We start from the raw sequence: 15,469 nt of genomic DNA, 5'->3' as shown, positions 1-15,469 counted from the left end.
ACCACCCCGTGACCGCACCGGCCACCGCCGGTCACCCACGACAGGAGCGAACATGACCACCACCGTCGACCGACCGACCACCGCCCGGACCACCGGCGGATCCACCGCCGCGGACGACGCCGCGATCCCGGCGCCCGCCGTGGACGTCGCCGCCCTCGGCGAGGTGCTGCTCGGACGCTGGGCCGGGGTCCGGCGCGAGACCCGCCGGATGCTGCTCGACGAGCGGCTGCACCAGCAGCCGGAGCTCGGCCACCACGAGCACCGCGAGCGCGTGCTGGGCCAGCTGCACCTGCTGGTGGAGCACGGCGCGATGAGCCGGGGACTGCCCGGGGAGTACGGCGGGCACGACGACCCGGGCGGCAACGTCTCCGGGTTCGAGGAGCTGCTGCTCGGGGACCCGTCGATGCAGATCAAGGCCGGCGTGCAGTGGGGCCTGTTCGGCTCGGCCGTGCTCAACCTCGGCACCGAGGAGCACCACCGCCGCTGGCTCGCCGACATCCGGGACCTGCGGATCCCGGGCGTGTTCGCGATGACCGAGATCGGCCACGGCTCCGACGTCGCCTCGATCGGCACCACCGCGACCTACGACCCCGCCGCGGAGGAGTTCGAGATCCACACCCCCTTCAAGGCCGCGTGGAAGGACTACCTCGGCAACGCCGCCGTGCACGGGCGCGCGGCGGTGGTCTTCGCCCAGCTCGTCACCCTCGGCGTGAACCACGGGGTGCACGCCTTCTGGGTGGACCTGCGGGACGAGGACGGGAACTTCCTGCCCGGCGTGGGCGGGGAGGACGACGGCCACAAGGGCGGGCTCAACGGCATCGACAACGGGCGCCTGCACTTCACCCGGGTGCGGGTCCCGCGCACGCACCTGCTGGACAAGTACGGGTCCGTGGCCGCGGACGGCGCCTACAGCTCGCCCATCGCGAGCCCGGGCCGCCGCTTCTTCACGATGATCGGCACCCTGGTGCAGGGCCGGGTCTCCCTCGACGGCGCGGCCGTCCTGGCGAACAAGGCCGCCCTGACCATCGCGATCCGCTACGGCAGCGAGCGCCGCCAGTTCAACGCGTCCTCCGACATCCAGGAGGAGGTGCTGATGGACTACCAGCAGCACCAGCGGCGGCTGCTGCCCCGGCTGGCCGAGACCTACGCCATGCACTTCGCCCACCAGGAGCTGCTGCACAAGTACGACGACGTCTTCTCGGGCCGCGAGGACACCGACGAGAACCGGCAGGACCTCGAGACCCTCGCCGCCGCGCTCAAGGCGCTGTCCACCTGGAGCGCCCTCGACACGGTGCAGGAGTGCCGCGAGGCCTGCGGCGGCGCGGGCTTCCTGACGAAGAACCGGCTCACCTCCCTGCGCCACGACCTGGACATCTACGCGACCTTCGAGGGCGACAACACGGTGCTGCTGCAGCTCGTGGCCAAGCGGCTGCTGTCCGACTGGGCGGAGGAGTTCAAGCAGGTCGACATGGGGGTGATGGCCCGCTACGTGGCGGGCCGGGCCACCGAGGCCACGTACCACCGGTCCGGGCTGCGCAAGCTCGGCCAGGCGTTCCGGGACACCGGGGACGTGCGCCGCTCCGTCAACGCCCTGCGCGAGGAGTCCGCGCAGCGCTCGCTGCTCACGGACCGGGTGCAGACCATGGTCGCCGAGGTCGCGGAGAACCTGCGGCCCAGCGCCAAGCTCCCGCGCGCGGAGGCCGCCGCGCTGTTCAACGAGAACCAGCACAAGCTCATCGCGGCGGCCCGCGCCCACGCGGAGCTGCTGCAGTGGGAGGCCTTCACCCGGGGCCTGGAGCAGGTCGAGGACCCGGGGACCCGCAGGGTGCTCACCTGGCTGCGCGACGTGTTCGGGCTGCGGCTCATCGAGAAGAACCTCGCGTGGTACCTCTCCTACGGCCGGCTGTCGATGCGGCGCGGGCGCAGCCTCGACGAGTACATCGACCGGTTGCTCGCCCGCCTGCGCCCGCACGCGCTCGACCTCGTGGCCGCGTTCGAGCTCGAGCCGGAGCACCTGCGGGCCGAGATCGCCACGGGGATCGAGGCGCGGCGCCAGGAGGAGGCCGCCGAGCACTACCGGCGGCTGCGCGCCTCGGGCGGCGCCCCGGTCAAGGAGAAGGCCCCCCGCCGGGAGTCCGCCACCCGTGCCGCCGGCGCCCCGGGCGAGAAGGCCGCGGAGGAGAAGAAGGAGGAGAAGCGCAAGGAGCGCCGGGCCGAGAAGCAGGCGGAGCAGCGCACGGAGCGCCGGGCGGAGCGCAAGCACGAGCGCCGGCTCGAGCTCAAGCCGCGGAAGCTGGCGGCGCAGCGGGCCGCGGCGTCCGGGGAGCCGGCCGCGGACACCGCAGCGGAGCCGGCCGAGGGCGGTGCGGGGACCGCGGCCCGGCCGGCGGGCACCGGGCCCGGCACGGACACCGCCGTGCGCCAGGACGCCTGATCCGCGCACCCCGTCCGGACCGCACCGGCCGGGCGCACCGGCGACGCCGCCCCGGGAGTCCCGGGGCGGCGTCGTCGTCCGTCCCGCGTCCGCGGGCGGGAGCGGGCGCGGTCAGCGGGAGACGGCCCCGGCCAGGACGTCGTCGATTTGGCCCATGGCCTGGCGCATGCCCTCCTCCATGCCCATCGCGGACATCTGCTCGAGCTGCTCCGCGCTCTCGAAGGTCGAGACCGTGGTCATCCGCGTCCGGCCGTCGACGGCCTCGAAGGTGACCACGCCGTGGGTGGCGCCCAGGGCCGGGTCCGGCTCGCCGTCCTCCCCCGCGAAGCCGTCGTCGAACTCCAGCCGGTGCGGCGGGTCCACCGCGGTGACCGTCCACCAGCCCCGGGCCTTCTCCCCGTCCGGGCCGGTCATGTGGTAGCGGCACCGCCCGCCCTCGGCGAGCTCGTGCTCCTCGAAGGTGGCGGGCCAGCCGGGAGGGCCCCACCAGCGCTCGAGCTGGCGCGGGTCCGCCCAGACCTGCCAGACCCGTTCGACGTCCGCGGCGAACTCCGCGACGAACGTCAGGGTCAGCGCCTCCGTGTCCTTGTGCACGTCGATGACCGGCATGTCTCGCTCCCTTCCTACTGGTCCCCCCGGCCCCCGGGGGGCGTCTCCTCGGCGAGGAGGTCCTCGATGGCGCGGGCCCGCCCGCGCCAGATCTGCTCGTAGTCCGCCAGCAGCCCGGCCGCCCGGCGCAGCGTGGCCGCGTTGCCGTGCACCACCTGCTCCCGGCCGCGCCGCCGCTTGGTGACCAGCGCGGCCCGCTCGAGCACGGCCACGTGCTTCTGCACGGCCGCGAAGCTCATCCGGTAGTGCCCCGCCAGCGCGGAGACCGACTGCTCCTGCCGCAGCACCCGAGTCACGATGTCCCGTCGGGTCGTGTCCGCCAGGGCCCGGAAGATGCGGTCGACCTCGTCGTCCGTCAGCTCATTTTCTACAACCATTTGGTTGTATGTTAGGCCGTCCCGGCGCCCGGCACAAGAGGTCCGCGCCCCGGGGCCGCAGGGTGCGCCGGGGCCCCCGGCGAGCCGCTCAGTAGAGCCCGGCCGGGCCGGTCAGGTGGCGGTGCAGGCCGTGGGCCACGATCGTGTTGCCCAGGGCGTTGAGGTGCCGGCGGTCGCCGGCGACGACCGATCGCGGCGGCAGTCCCAGGCCCAGCCAGCGGCGGTCCGCGGCCGAGGCGCCGATCCGGTGGGGCCGCAGGCCCGGCAGGGACCACAGCCCGGGATCGCGCAGGTCGGCCATCGTGTCGTAGAACCGCTCGCCGTACTCCTGGCGGTGGACCGCGTTCACGCCGCGCACCTGCTCCCACCCCGCCGTGCCGCGCCGGTCGGCCACAGTGTGCCACTGGCCCATCACCACGGACGTGCCGGGCTCGACCTGCCAGGCCGCGCGGGTGTCGGCGACGACCCGGTCCGGGTCCTCGATGTTGTTCTTGCCCGTCCACAGCAGGTGCACGTGGCCACGGTGGCGCTCCTCCAGCGCGGTGCGCCACCGCGCCGCCGACGCGGGCGCCACGTCGACCTCGGCCCCGGGCACCTCGCGGCGCAGCACCACGGTGTCCCCGTCCCGCGCCACGGCCCGGATCGTGCACGGGACCCCCGAGACGGTGCCCGGGACCGGCACGAGCACGCTCGGCACCCGGCCGTCCACGGTGGGCACCACCAGCTCCCCGTGGGCGGGGAGCCGGCCGACCCCGTAGCCGGAGCCCAGCCGGGGCAGGTAGGGGTGGGCGCGGCTGCGCATCGCCAGGGTCTGCCAGGACCGGTCGCCGCTGACCGCGCGCGAGGCCCCCGGCGCCTCCAGCAGCTGCGACAGCAGGTCCTCGATCCGCACCGCGGGGAAGCCGCGCGGGCGGTCCCGGTGGAGCGCGCTGGCCGCCGAGGAGGAGCCCCACAGCACGAACGGGCGCCGGCCGCCGGACGGCTCCGGCAGGGTTCCGCCGAGGACCCCCGACACGGCGAGCACCAGGCCGGAGAGGACGAAGGAGCGGCGCGAGACGACCATGTTCTCAAAGGTAAACAGCGTCGCCGGGGGCGGTCCCGATGTGACGGCCGATGATGTCCCCCACTTCTGGGGACGCCGCGGCCCCGCGGGGCACGGGCTCAGAAGCCGGGGGCGTACTCCCCCGGCCGCACGGCGTCGGCCACGATCACGGTGACGTTGTCCCGCCCCCCGGTGCGCAGCGCGGCCTGCAGCAGCACGTCGGCCGCCTCCTTGGGGTGGGGCACCGAGGCGAGCACCCGGGCCATGTGGGCGGGGCTCAGCTCGTTGGTCAGCCCGTCCGAGCACAGCATCAGCCGGTCCCCGTGCCGGGCCGGGAGCACCCACACGTCCGGCTCCCAGACCTGGCCGGTGCCCAGGGCCCGGGTGATCACGTTGCGGCGCGGGTGCACGAGCGCCTGCGCCGAGGTGAGCTGCCCGATCGACACGAGGTACTGCACCTCGGAGTGGTCCACCGTCAGCTGCTCGATCACCGGCCCGCCGCCGTCCGTGCCCGCCCCGGCCTCGGGACCGGCCAGCCGGTAGGTCCGGGAGTCGCCCGTGTTGAACACGATCCACAGCATGCGCCCGTCGATCCGGTGCAGCCACACGCCCGTGACGGTGGTGCCCGCCCGGCCCTCGACGGCGTCCTGGATGTGCTGGTCCGCCTGCCACAGCACCGAGCGGACCCGGCGGACCGCCTCGATCGCGTCGTCGGGGATCTCCGGGTCCAGGCGCAGCTCGCGCTCCACGGTGGCGCGGAACCGGGCGATGTCCCGGGGCGGCTCCGGCTCGAGGACCTCGAAGGACCGGGAGTCCTCCAGCTGGAACAGGGGGGACGCCCCGAGCGTGCGCACGCACAGGGCGCTGGCCACCTCGCCGGCCTCGTGCCCGCCCATGCCGTCCGCCACGGCGCACATCGTGGCCGTGACCACCAGGGCGTCCTCGTTGGACTCCCGGCGCAGGCCGCGGTCCGTGGCCGCACCGGCGCGGATGACGAGGGGTGCGCTCATTCGAAGTCGACCTCCAGCCCGGGACCGGCGCCCTGGGAGAGCGCGACGGGCTGGACGTCGCCGAAGCCCCGCACGTTGCGGGTGGGCTGCGGCAGGAGGATGAAGCGGTCGTCGCCGGAGAGCACCGCCGCGGTCGAGGCGTCCACGAGCACGGAGCCCGGGTCGGTCAGCGACACGAGCCGGGAGGCGAGGTTCACCGTGGGCCCGTAGATGTCCCCGAGCCGCGGCAGCACCCGTCCCCACACGAAGGCCACGCGGGCCTGCGGGAGCTCGGGGTCGTCGCGGATCGCGCGGGCCAGGGCCAGGGAGATCTGCGCCCCGCCCTCGGGGGTCTCGGCGAGGAACATGACCTCGTCCCCGATGGTCTTGATGAGCCGGCCGCCGCCCACGGCGATCACCTCGGCGCAGCGGTTCTCGAAGCGCTGCACGAGGTTGGCCAGGGTCCGCTCGTTCATCTGCCGGGAGAGCGAGGTGTAGGAGACCAGGTCGGCGAAGCCCACCCCGCGCGCGAGCGGGAGGATGGAGGACGCCCCGTCGTCGGCCGTGGGGCCGGTGGCGGTCGAGCCGTCCGGGCGCTCCACGCGCATCGCCAGGCGCTGCACGGCGGCGTTCATCTGGCGCCGCCACGAGTAGACCAGGAGGTTCTCGATCGCGTCGATGAGGTCCGGCAGCAGGTGCAGCAGCTGCCGGCGCGCGGCGGCGTCGGTCATCCCCCGGTGGACGACCATGTCCTCGACGAGCGCCTCGACCTGCCACACCACCATGCGGTCGGTCATCTGCCCGATCGAGCGCACCAGGGACAGGGCCGCCTCCTCGGTGACCTTCTCCTCGAGGACCATCGTGGACAGCACCCGCAGGGCCTCGGAGTCCTGCTCGGTGAACCACAGGTCGTCGTCGGTGAGGTTCGGGAAGCCCAGGGCGCGCCAGACCTTGCGCGCGGACAGCAGGGACAGCCCGCCCCGGCGCGCGGCCTCCCGGCGGCGCAGGACGCGCTCCGAGCCCAGGAGGGTCTGCTCGAGGGCCTGCACGGCGGCCTTGGACTCGTCCGAGCGGTAGAGGTTCGCCTGGACGGGGTTGTGCAGGTTCAGGTTCAGCTGTGCCGTCTGGGGGCCGAGCGCGGGCTCGCCCTGGGTCTCCGAGTCCTCACTCGCCACACGTCACTCCTCTTCCTGGTGGACGGCCCGCCGGCTCCACGCTCGGCGCGGGGCGACGGACGGGCCCGGGCGTGGTGCCACGACCGCGTCGCGGTCCACTCTAGTGGTCGGGAGCCCCGGCGCACCCCCGCGGGAGCCGTCGTCCGCGGCCCACAGGTCCTCGGCGGCCCGGCGGATCAGCCCGGCCAGGCGCTGCGCCTCCGGGGCGTGCTCGAGCCGCAGCCCGCCGAGCGGCCCGAAGTCGGCCACCACGCGCCCGTCGCGCCGGCCGAGGGCGGGGCTGCGCCGGCGCTCCACGGAGACCCGGCGCAGCTGGTGCAGGGGAAGCGACACGGTCCGCCGGGCCCCGCCGGGGCGCAGCAGCACGAGGTGCCGGGTGGTGAGCACGTAGCGGGTGCGCCACCAGCGCAGGAGCGGGCGCAGGCAGCTGCGGAGCACCACCCAGCCGGCAGCCACGAGCAGGGTGAGCTCCACCCCGGCGTGCACCGTGGTCCACGGCTCCGCCACGGGGCGCCAGCGCAGCTCGAGGGCCCGCTGGGCGGTGGAGAGCGCGAACACCGTGAGCAGCAGCACCAGGAAGGGCCGGGTCAGCCGCGCGCCGTGCGCGCGGGTGGACACGAGCACGCGCTCCCCCGGCTGCAGGGCGGGACGGGCGGGCACGCTCAGTCCGTCCCGAGGGCGTCCGGGGCCGGGCGCAGGTGCACCACGTCGCCGGCCGTCACCTCGCGCAGGGCACCGCCGGCCTCGCGCACCAGCAGCCCCCCGTGCTCGCCGAGGCCCGTCGCGGTGCCTGTGACGGGGGCGGCGCCGCCGGGCAGCTCGGCGCGCACCGTGCGGCCGAGGGTCTCCATCCGCTCGCCGATCCGGGCGCGCAGCGGTCCACCGGGCCGCACGGCAGCGGCCGGGTCCGCGCAGAACTGCCGGTAGAGGGGGACGAACGCGCCCAGCACGGCCGGCAGGACGGCGGCGCGCCCGACCTCGCGGCCGGTGGCACGACGGACGGACGTGGCCGTGGCCACGGGCAGCTCCTCCTGGGCCACGTTGACGCCCGTGCCCAGCACCACCGCCGGCGGGCGCTGCTCGTCCAGGACGAGGCCCGCGAGCAGGCCGGCGACCTTGCGCCCGTCCACCAGGACGTCGTTGGGCCACTTGATCCGGGCGCCCGCCGCCGCGAGCTCCTCCAGGGCGTCCACGACCGCTGAGGCCATCAGCAGGGTCAGCCACGGGAAGTGCTGGGTGGGCAGCGGCCGGCCGCCGCCGTCGGCCGGGCGCAGCAGGACGCTGAACGTCAGGGCGGTGCCGGGCTCGGTGGTCCACACCCGGTCCAGCCGGCCGCGCCCCGCGCTCTGGTGCCCGGTGAGCACGAGGGACAGGTCGGTCCACGGACGGTCCGGGCGGGGCCCGCGCGCCTGCCGGGTGACGGCGGCCGTGAGGTGCTCGTTCGTGGAGCCGACCTCGTCGAGGACGTCGATCCGTCCCAGGCCGAGGTCCGCCAGGGCGGCGAGCACGGCGGGGGCGCGCAGGTCGGCGGCGCGGGGGTCGGGCACGGTTCTCCTCGGGGCGGTGGGCGGCGGCCGGTCGGCACGGCGCAGGCGTCGCGGTGCCGGGGGCCGTCCGCGTAGTCTTCGGACCACATCCACAGTAGTAGCCCGGTTCCCCGGGAACGGGCTGGACGGTCCCGTCCGGCCGCCGGGACCGCGGCTCGAGACCGAAGGAGCCATCGTGAGCGCAGCCGAGCACCCCACGACGTTCGCCGTCACCTACGTCTACGGGGGGCCCGCCGACGTCCTGGCCGCCCGCCGCCCCGAGCACCGGGAGTACCTCGGCGGCCTCGTGGCGCAGGGCCGCCTGCTCGCGTCCGGGCCGTTCGACGACGACGGCGCGCCGGGCGCGCTGCTGGTCTTCGCCGCCGAGGACGCCGCGGCGGTCGAGCGGCTCACCGACGAGGACCCGCTGGTGCGCCACGGGGTGGTCACCGAGCGGACCGTCCGGCCCTGGAAGGTGGTCCTCGGCCGCGTCGGCTGAGCGCCGTCCGGGCGCCCCCGGCCCCGGACCCGGAATTTGTAGGAGTTCTACAACGGAGGCCCCCACGGCCGCGGACTAGAGTGGGCAGGTCCCCAGACCACCCCGGACCGGACCGCTCGGCCCGCCGGGCCGGCCGCGTACCAGACCACGAGGTGCTTGTGACCCACGACCTGACGACCACCGCCGGCAAGATCGCCGACTTCCACGACCGCAGGGCCCGCTCCGAGGCGCCCGCGGGGCAGGCCGCGATCGAGAAGCAGCACGCCCGCGGGAAGAACACCGCCCGCGAGCGCGTGGAGATGCTCCTGGACGAGGACTCGTTCGTGGAGTTCGACGCGCTCGCGACCCACCGCTCGACCGCCTTCGGGATGGCCGCGAAGAAGCTGCCCGGCGACGGCGTGGTCAGCGGCTACGGCACGGTGGACGGGCGCCTGGTGGCGGTCTACTCCCAGGACTTCGCGGTGTTCGGCGGGTCCCTGTCCCAGGTCAACGGCGAGAAGATCGTCAAGGTGCAGAAGTTCGCCCTGCGCAACGGCTGCCCGGTGGTCGGGATCAACGACGGCGGCGGGGCGCGGATCCAGGAGGGCGTGGCCTCCCTGGCCATGTTCGCGGACATCTTCAACATGAACGTGCGCTCCTCCGGGGTGGTCCCGCAGATCTCGCTGATCATGGGCCCGTGCGCGGGCGGGGCGGCCTACTCCCCGGCCCTGACCGACTACATCGTGATGGTCGACAAGACCTCGCACATGTTCATCACCGGCCCCGACGTCATCAAGACGGTCACGGGCGAGTCGGTGGACATGGAGACCCTGGGCGGGGCGCGCCAGCACAACGCGACCACGGGCACGGCCACGTACCTCGCCGAGGACGAGCAGGACGCGTTCGACTTCGTGCACGAGCTGCTCGAGTTCCTCCCGGCCAACAACCTGCAGGAGGCGCCCCTGCTGGACCACGACCAGGAGGACGAGGTCACGGACGTGGACCTCGCCCTCGACACGCTGGTCCCGGACTCCGCCAACCAGCCCTACGACATGCGCGCGGTGGTCGAGGCGGTCGTCGACGACGGGCACTTCCTGGAGATGCAGGCCCTCTACGCCCCCAACGTGATGATCGGCTACGCCCGGGTCGAGGGGCACACCGTGGGCATCGTGGCGAACCAGCCCCTTCAGTTCGCCGGCACGCTGGACATCGCGGCCTCCGAGAAGGCGGCCCGGTTCGTGCGCCACTGCGACGCGTTCAACGTCCCGATCCTGACCCTCGTGGACGTGCCCGGGTTCCTGCCCGGCACCGACCAGGAGTTCAACGGCATCATCCGGCGCGGCGCCAAGCTGCTCTACGCCTACGCCGAGGCGACCGTCCCGCTGGTCACCCTGATCACCCGCAAGGCCTACGGCGGGGCCTACATCGTGATGGGCTCGAAGAAGCTCGGCGCGGACATCAACCTGGCCTGGCCCACCGCGCAGATCGGCGTGATGGGCGCCCAGGGCGCCGTGGAGATCCTCTACCGCCGGGACCTCAAGGCCGCCGCCGACAACGACGAGGACGTGGACGCGCTGCGCGCCGAGCTGGTGCGCAAGTACGAGGAGAGCCTGCTCAACCCGTACCAGGCCGCCGAGCTGGGCTACGTGGACGCGGTGATCTCCCCGTCCGAGACCCGGGTGCAGGTGCTCAAGGCCCTGCGGGCCCTGCGCGACAAGCGCGCCACGACGCCCGCCAAGAAGCACGGGAACATCCCGCTGTGACGGCCCGCGAGCCCGTCGAGGGCGTCCCGTCCCTGCGCTTCACGGCCGGCAGTCCCACGCCGGAGGAGATCGCCGCCGTCACCGCCGTCCTGCTCGCGCGCCCGGGCGGGGGCGACGCCGACGCGCAGGCCACCCCGGGGCGCCGCGACCAGTTCCGCAGGATGCGGCTGGGCCTGCGGCTGCGCCCGGGCCGCGGCGCGTGGCGGCGGAGCCGGCCGGAGGAGTGAGCCCACGGCGGTGAGCCCGCGGCGGTGGTCCGCGGGCTCGGCCCGCACGGACAGGCGCCACGGTCCGGTGCCGAGGGCCGGTGCCGGGGCGACCGGCGCGTGCCGGCCGGCCCGGGGCCGGCCGACGGGCCGGTGCTCACGGCCCCCGGGGGATCCAGCGGGACACGACGAGCGCCACCGCGATGCCCGTGAGCGCGAGCACCGCCGTCACGGCCCACGTCAGGTCCCAGGTGCCCGTGGCCTGGGCGACCGACGCGACCGCGGGCGGGCCGACGAACTGGCCCAGGGCGTTGAACTGCTGGCCCAGCCCCAGTGAGGTGGCCACCGTGGTGGGCGTGGGGGCCAGCCGCATGAGGCTCGCGATCGCGGTGGTCGGCACCACTCCCCCCACGGCGGAGAAGACCAGGACCGCGCCGTACCGGGCGCCGAAGCGCGCGCCCTCGTCCAGCAGCGGGGCGAGCCCGAACGCGACCACGGCGGCCAGTCCCAGCACGGTGAAGCCCGTGCACCACAGCACCACGGGGCGCACCCCGCGGTGCAGGGCCCGGCCGGCGCCGAGGTTGCCCAGCACGTTGACGCCCGCGGCGAGCGCACTGAGCCCCGCCGCGGCGCCCGCCGCGATCCCGGCCTCGGCGTACATGGAGGGCAGGAACTGTACCACCCCGTTCCACTGGGCGGTGTAGAGCCCGAAGATCGCGGCGACCAGCCACGGCCCGGGGGCGCGCAGGGTCAGTCCGAGGCGCTGCCGCACCCCGTGCACCACCACGTGGGCCGGGTCCGGCGGCAGCACGGCGAGCACGAGCAGACCCAGCAGGGCGGAGCCGGTCGCGGCGGCCGCCCACCAGGTGCGCCAGCCGAGGGACTCGCTGAGCAGTCCGCCGAGCAGCAGGGACAGCGCCGCGGCCACCGGGATGTGGCAGCCCCACAGGCCCACCAGCAGCGACACCCGGGCCGGGGCCACGGTGCGCCGGATCAGGGCCGGGGCGCAGATCGACACGAGCATGAACCCCACGCCCTCCAGCACGCGGGACCCCAGCAGCGGGGCGTACCCGGTGGAGAACAGCCCGGTCAGGGAGCCCGCGGTGAGCAGGCCCAGCCCGAGCAGCAGGCCCCGGCGCAGCCCGATCCGGTCCCCGAACAGGCCCACCACCACGCCGAGCAGCATTCCCGCCACCTGGACGGTGGAGAGCAGGAACCCGCCCTGCACCAGGCTCAGGCCGAGCTCGGCGGAGAGCACGGGCAGGGCCGGGGCGAGCTTCCAGACGTGCAGGGCGCCCACCACGCCCGCGAGCACCACGAGCAGGGCGGGCCCGGTCCCGGCGGTGCCCGAGGGCCCGTCCGGAACGGTGGCGGGAGGCGCGGAGCTCGCGCGCGGCGCAGGGGCTGGCATGCTCCGCATTCTAGGGAGCGCCCGGCGCTAGGGTGACGTGCATGACCGATGAACGGCCCGACCATCCGTCCACCGCCGGTCCCGGGCCGGCGCCCCTCGGCACCGGGCGGCGCGAGTCCACGGCCGTCGACGCCGTGGCCGAGCGCTGGTTCGAGCGCACCCTGGAGCTGGACCCGGCCCAGGCGACCGTGCACGGCTTCCCCGGGCACGAGGGCGAGTACCGCGACTTCGGGCCGGAGGGCCTGGAGGCGCGGGCCGAGGCCGCCCGCCGGACGCTCGCCGAGCTCGGGCGCGCGGCCCCGGCCGACGACGTCGACCGGATCACCGGCCACGCCCTGCGCGAGCGCCTCGGCCTGGAGCTGCTCCTGCACGAGGAGGGGCTGCGGGGCTGGGAGGTCAACAACATCTCCTCCCCGGTGCAGGAGATCCGGGAGGTCTTCGACCACCTGCCGCGGCGCACCGCCGAGGACTGGGCGCACCTCGCCGGGCAGCTGCGCGCCGTGCCCGCCGCCGTGGACTCCTGGGTCCTGGGCCTGCGGCACGCCCGCTCCCTGGGCCGCTCCGCCTCGGCGGCGCAGCTGCGCAACGCGGCCCGCCAGTGCACCGGCTACGCGGCACGGCACGGTTTCTTCGACCGGCTGGCGCGCAGCCCGCACGTCCCGGACGGGCTGCGGCAGGAGGTCGCGGAGGCGGCCGGGACGGCGCGGCGCGCCTACCGGGGCCTCGCCGCCGTGCTGGGCCAGGAGCTCGCCGCGGACGCGCCCCGCCGGGACGCGGTGGGCCCGGACGTGTATCCGCTGCGCCTGCAGGAGTTCCTGGGCGCCGTCCTGGACCCGGCCACGGTCTACGCCTGGGGCGTGGAGCAGCTGCGCACGATCGTGGCGGAGCAGGAGCAGCTCGCCCACCGCATCGCCCCCGGCGCCACGGTCGCCCAGGCCATGGCGGCCCTGGACGCGGACCCGGCGCGGCAGCTGCACGGCACCGACGCGCTGCAGGCGTGGATGCAGGACCTCTCCGACGCCGCCGTGGACGCCCTGGCGGACACGCACTTCGAGCTGACGGAGCCCATGCGCCGGCTCGAGTGCCGCATCGCCCCGACCCACGACGGCGGGATCTGGTACTCGATGCCCAGCGCCGACTTCTCCCGCCCCGGGCGGATGTGGTGGTCCGTGCCCGAGGGCACCGCGACCTTCACCACCTGGGAGGAGACCACCACCGTGTACCACGAGGGCGTTCCCGGCCACCACCTGCAGTTCTCCACGGCGCTCGCCAACTCGGGCGAGCTCAACCGGTGGCGGCGGATGGGCGTGTGGGTCTCGGGCCATGGGGAGGGCTGGGCGCTGTACGCCGAGCGGCTCATGGACGAGCTGGGCCACCTGCAGGACCCCGGGGACCGGATGGGGATGCTGGACTCGCAGCGGCTGCGGGCAGCACGGGTGGTCTTCGACGTCGGCTTCCACTGCGGCTACCGCATCCCGGCGGAGCTCGGGGACGCCCTGGGCGGGGCCCGCCCCGGCGAGGTCTGGACGCCCGAGGACGGGTGGCGGTTCCTGCGCTCGAACATCGTGATGTCGGACCCGATGCTGCGCTTCGAGTGGATGCGCTACATGGGCTGGCCCGGGCAGGCTCCCTCCTACAAGGTGGGCCAGCAGCTGTGGGAGCAGGCGCGGGAGGCCGCCCGCGCCGCGGCGGGCCCGGACTTCCTGCTCAGGGACTTCCACACGCGCGCGCTGCGCCTGGGCTCGGTGGGCCTGGACACCCTGAAGTACGCACTGGCCCTGTGATCTGCGTCATCCAGACGTCACATTTCGTCACCGTCATTCGGTGATGTATATTTCCGCGCCCTATCGTGGGCACATGATTTCCGCAGAAAGCAACCGACGTCTGCCCCGGTGGATGACCTCCTTCGGTCCGCAGATCGTGCTCGCCCTCCTCCTGGGCGTGGCCCTGGGCACCGTCGCCGACACCCTCGGCGGCGACCCCGACACGGACCCCAACTGGCTGATGACGGCGCTGGACACCATCGGCACCAGCTACGTCAGCCTGCTCAAGGCCGCCGTGGTCCCGCTCGTCGTGACCGCGGTGATCTCCTCGATCGCCAACCTGCGGGAGGTCTCCGACGCGGCCCGGCTGGCGTGGAAGACGCTGCTGTGGTTCGGGATCACCGCGCTGATCGCGGTGACCGTCGGGCTCGTGCTCGGGCTGGTCGTCCAGCCCGGGGCGGGCAGCGGCGCCGCCGCGCCCGCCGAGGCGTACACCGGCACGCAGGGCTCGTGGCTGGGCTTCCTCACCGGCATCGTCCCCGCCAACTTCCTGGGCCTGCAGGTCTCCTCCTCGGTGGTGGACCCGGAGACCGTGCAGACCTCCCTCGGCTTCAACGTGCTGCAGGTGCTCGTGGTCTCGGCCGCCGTCGGCATCGCGGCGCTCAAGGTCGGCGCCCCCGCCGAACCCTTCCTGGCCGTGGTGCGCTCCGCGCTGGCCGTGGTGCAGAAGGTCGTCTGGTGGATCATCCGGCTCGCCCCGCTGGGCACGCTCGGGCTCATCGGCCGGGCCGTGTTCGAGTACGGCTGGACCTCGATGGGCGGGCTCGTGGCGTTCGTCGCGACCGTCTACGCCGGCCTGCTGGTCGTGGCCCTCGTGGTCTACCCGGTGCTCGTGAAGGCGCACGGGCTCTCCGTCAAACAGTACTTCTCCGGGGTGTGGCCGGCCGTGCAGCTGGGCTTCGTCTCCCGGTCCTCGGTGGGCACCATGCCCCTGACCCAGCGCGTCGCCGAGCGCAGCCTGGGCGTGCCCCGCGCCTACGCGTCCTTCGCCGTGCCGCTCGGCGCGACCACCAAGATGGACGGCTGCGCCGCGGTCTACCCCGCGGTCGCCGCCCTGTTCGTCGCGCAGTTCTACGGGATCGACCTGGACGTCACCCACTACGTGCTCATCGCGCTCGTGTCCGTGCTGGGCTCCGCGGCGACCGCCGGCACCACCGGCGCCACCGTGATGCTCACCCTGACGCTGTCCACGCTGGGCCTGCCGCTCGACGGCGTGGGGCTCCTGCTGGCCGTGGACCCGATCATCGACATGGGCCGCACCGCGCTCAACGTGGCCGGCCAGGCCCTGGTGCCCACCATCGTCGCCCACCGCGAGGGACTGCTGGACCGCGGGCTCTACGACGCCCCGCGCTCCGGCGACCCGTTCGTGCCCGAGGACGCCGAGCCCCGGGACGCCGGCGCCCAGCATGGCGGGCCCGCGCAGCCCGGCCCCGGCAGCACCGCGGCCGGCACCGCCCCCGCGGCGGGGGCCACGGAGCCGCGTCCCGAGGAGGCCCCGGCCGCCGCCCGCTGACGCCCGGCACCGCAGGCGTCCCCACGGCGCGGGGCGGGGAACCCGAGGAGTGCCCGACGCATTCCGGCGGTTCCCCGCCCCGCGCCGTTCCCGGGCGCGTCCCGGGCTATCCTGAGGAGCGGC

At 74.9% G+C, this 15,469-nt stretch carries 14 protein-coding genes; 6 read left to right on the top strand and 8 right to left on the bottom strand.

Features of this window, described 5'->3' with window-relative positions:
- The first annotated feature begins 52 nt into the window (after positions 1-52).
- Positions 53-2,434, top strand: coding sequence for an acyl-CoA dehydrogenase (locus ACPYN7_RS06960; RefSeq protein WP_424347148.1), 2,382 nt, complete (start codon positions 53-55; stop codon positions 2,432-2,434).
- 111 nt (positions 2,435-2,545) lie between these two features.
- Here ACPYN7_RS06960 and ACPYN7_RS06955 read toward each other — a convergent pair whose 3' ends face one another.
- From ACPYN7_RS06955 to ACPYN7_RS06925, 7 genes are all read right to left on the bottom strand, one after another.
- Positions 2,546-3,043 carry an SRPBCC family protein gene (locus ACPYN7_RS06955; protein ID WP_058873444.1) on the bottom strand — a complete coding sequence of 166 codons (498 nt, stop codon included), beginning with the start codon at positions 3,041-3,043 and terminating at the stop codon, positions 2,546-2,548.
- Positions 3,044-3,057: 14 nt separating this feature from the next.
- Complete coding sequence (locus ACPYN7_RS06950) at positions 3,058-3,420, bottom strand: ArsR/SmtB family transcription factor (protein WP_368827812.1); 363 nt, start codon at positions 3,418-3,420, stop codon at positions 3,058-3,060.
- Between the two features lie 88 nt (positions 3,421-3,508).
- Entirely contained in the window at positions 3,509-4,483 is a 975-nt protein-coding gene (locus tag ACPYN7_RS06945; RefSeq protein WP_424347147.1) for a hypothetical protein, read from the bottom strand.
- Positions 4,484-4,581: 98 nt separating this feature from the next.
- On the bottom strand, positions 4,582-5,472 hold the full coding sequence (locus tag ACPYN7_RS06940) for a PP2C family protein-serine/threonine phosphatase (protein ID WP_424347146.1): 891 nt from the start codon (positions 5,470-5,472) through the stop codon (positions 4,582-4,584).
- On the bottom strand, positions 5,469-6,626 hold the full coding sequence (locus ACPYN7_RS06935) for an adenylate/guanylate cyclase domain-containing protein (RefSeq protein WP_058873440.1): 1,158 nt from the start codon (positions 6,624-6,626) through the stop codon (positions 5,469-5,471). Before ACPYN7_RS06935 ends, ACPYN7_RS06940 begins: the two co-directional genes overlap by 4 nt.
- A 3-nt stretch (positions 6,627-6,629) precedes the next feature.
- The gene (locus ACPYN7_RS06930) at positions 6,630-7,286 is read right to left on the bottom strand and encodes a hypothetical protein (protein ID WP_058873439.1); all 657 of its coding nucleotides are present in this window, start codon (positions 7,284-7,286) and stop codon (positions 6,630-6,632) included.
- Between the two features lie 2 nt (positions 7,287-7,288).
- Complete coding sequence (locus ACPYN7_RS06925; protein WP_058873438.1) at positions 7,289-8,173, bottom strand: biotin--[acetyl-CoA-carboxylase] ligase; 885 nt, start codon at positions 8,171-8,173, stop codon at positions 7,289-7,291.
- A gap of 175 nt (positions 8,174-8,348) precedes the next feature.
- On the opposite strand from ACPYN7_RS06925, the gene ACPYN7_RS06920 reads away from it, so the two are divergent.
- From ACPYN7_RS06920 to ACPYN7_RS06910, 3 genes are all read left to right on the top strand, one after another.
- Positions 8,349-8,651, top strand: a complete 303-nt coding sequence (locus tag ACPYN7_RS06920; protein ID WP_058873437.1) for a YciI family protein — start codon at positions 8,349-8,351, stop codon at positions 8,649-8,651.
- A 158-nt stretch (positions 8,652-8,809) separates the two neighbouring features.
- Entirely contained in the window at positions 8,810-10,393 is a 1,584-nt protein-coding gene (locus ACPYN7_RS06915) for an acyl-CoA carboxylase subunit beta (protein ID WP_058873436.1), read from the top strand.
- A complete protein-coding gene (locus ACPYN7_RS06910) occupies positions 10,390-10,620 on the top strand; it encodes an acyl-CoA carboxylase subunit epsilon (RefSeq protein ID WP_058873435.1) in 231 nt (76 codons plus the stop codon). The genes ACPYN7_RS06915 and ACPYN7_RS06910 overlap by 4 nt, the downstream gene beginning before the upstream one ends.
- A 136-nt stretch (positions 10,621-10,756) precedes the next feature.
- Here the strand turns inward: ACPYN7_RS06910 and ACPYN7_RS06905 are convergent, their stop codons facing one another.
- Complete coding sequence (locus ACPYN7_RS06905; RefSeq protein WP_424347145.1) at positions 10,757-12,010, bottom strand: CynX/NimT family MFS transporter; 1,254 nt, start codon at positions 12,008-12,010, stop codon at positions 10,757-10,759.
- Positions 12,011-12,051: 41 nt separating this feature from the next.
- Between ACPYN7_RS06905 and ACPYN7_RS06900 the strand changes: the two genes are divergently transcribed.
- Positions 12,052-13,794: a DUF885 domain-containing protein gene (locus tag ACPYN7_RS06900; RefSeq protein ID WP_424347144.1), complete on the top strand. Its 1,743-nt coding sequence runs from the start codon at positions 12,052-12,054 to the stop codon at positions 13,792-13,794.
- A gap of 73 nt (positions 13,795-13,867) precedes the next feature.
- Positions 13,868-15,346, top strand: coding sequence for a dicarboxylate/amino acid:cation symporter (locus ACPYN7_RS06895; protein ID WP_424347143.1), 1,479 nt, complete (start codon positions 13,868-13,870; stop codon positions 15,344-15,346).
- Positions 15,347-15,469: the final 123 nt, after the last annotated feature.

It is taken from the genome of Kocuria sp. CH-021, from assembly GCF_049716185.1.
Lineage (GTDB): Bacteria > Actinomycetota > Actinomycetes > Actinomycetales > Micrococcaceae > Kocuria > Kocuria cellulosilytica.
Note: the sequence above shows the minus strand (reverse complement) of the source record. Positions and strands in the feature narration are given on the sequence as shown.

Excerpts from the sequence above, each read along its gene's own strand:
- ACPYN7_RS06960 (WP_424347148.1), top strand. The coding sequence starts at position 53 with ATGACCACCACCGTCGACCGACCGACCACCGCCCGGACCACCGGCGGA.
- ACPYN7_RS06955 (WP_058873444.1), bottom strand. The coding sequence starts at position 3,043 with ATGCCGGTCATCGACGTGCACAAGGACACGGAGGCGCTGACCCTGACG.
- ACPYN7_RS06950 (WP_368827812.1), bottom strand. The coding sequence starts at position 3,420 with ATGGTTGTAGAAAATGAGCTGACGGACGACGAGGTCGACCGCATCTTC.
- ACPYN7_RS06945 (WP_424347147.1), bottom strand. The coding sequence starts at position 4,483 with ATGGTCGTCTCGCGCCGCTCCTTCGTCCTCTCCGGCCTGGTGCTCGCC.
- ACPYN7_RS06940 (WP_424347146.1), bottom strand. The coding sequence starts at position 5,472 with ATGAGCGCACCCCTCGTCATCCGCGCCGGTGCGGCCACGGACCGCGGC.
- ACPYN7_RS06905 (WP_424347145.1), bottom strand. The coding sequence starts at position 12,010 with ATGCCAGCCCCTGCGCCGCGCGCGAGCTCCGCGCCTCCCGCCACCGTT.
- ACPYN7_RS06900 (WP_424347144.1), top strand. The coding sequence starts at position 12,052 with ATGACCGATGAACGGCCCGACCATCCGTCCACCGCCGGTCCCGGGCCG.
- ACPYN7_RS06895 (WP_424347143.1), top strand. The coding sequence starts at position 13,868 with ATGATTTCCGCAGAAAGCAACCGACGTCTGCCCCGGTGGATGACCTCC.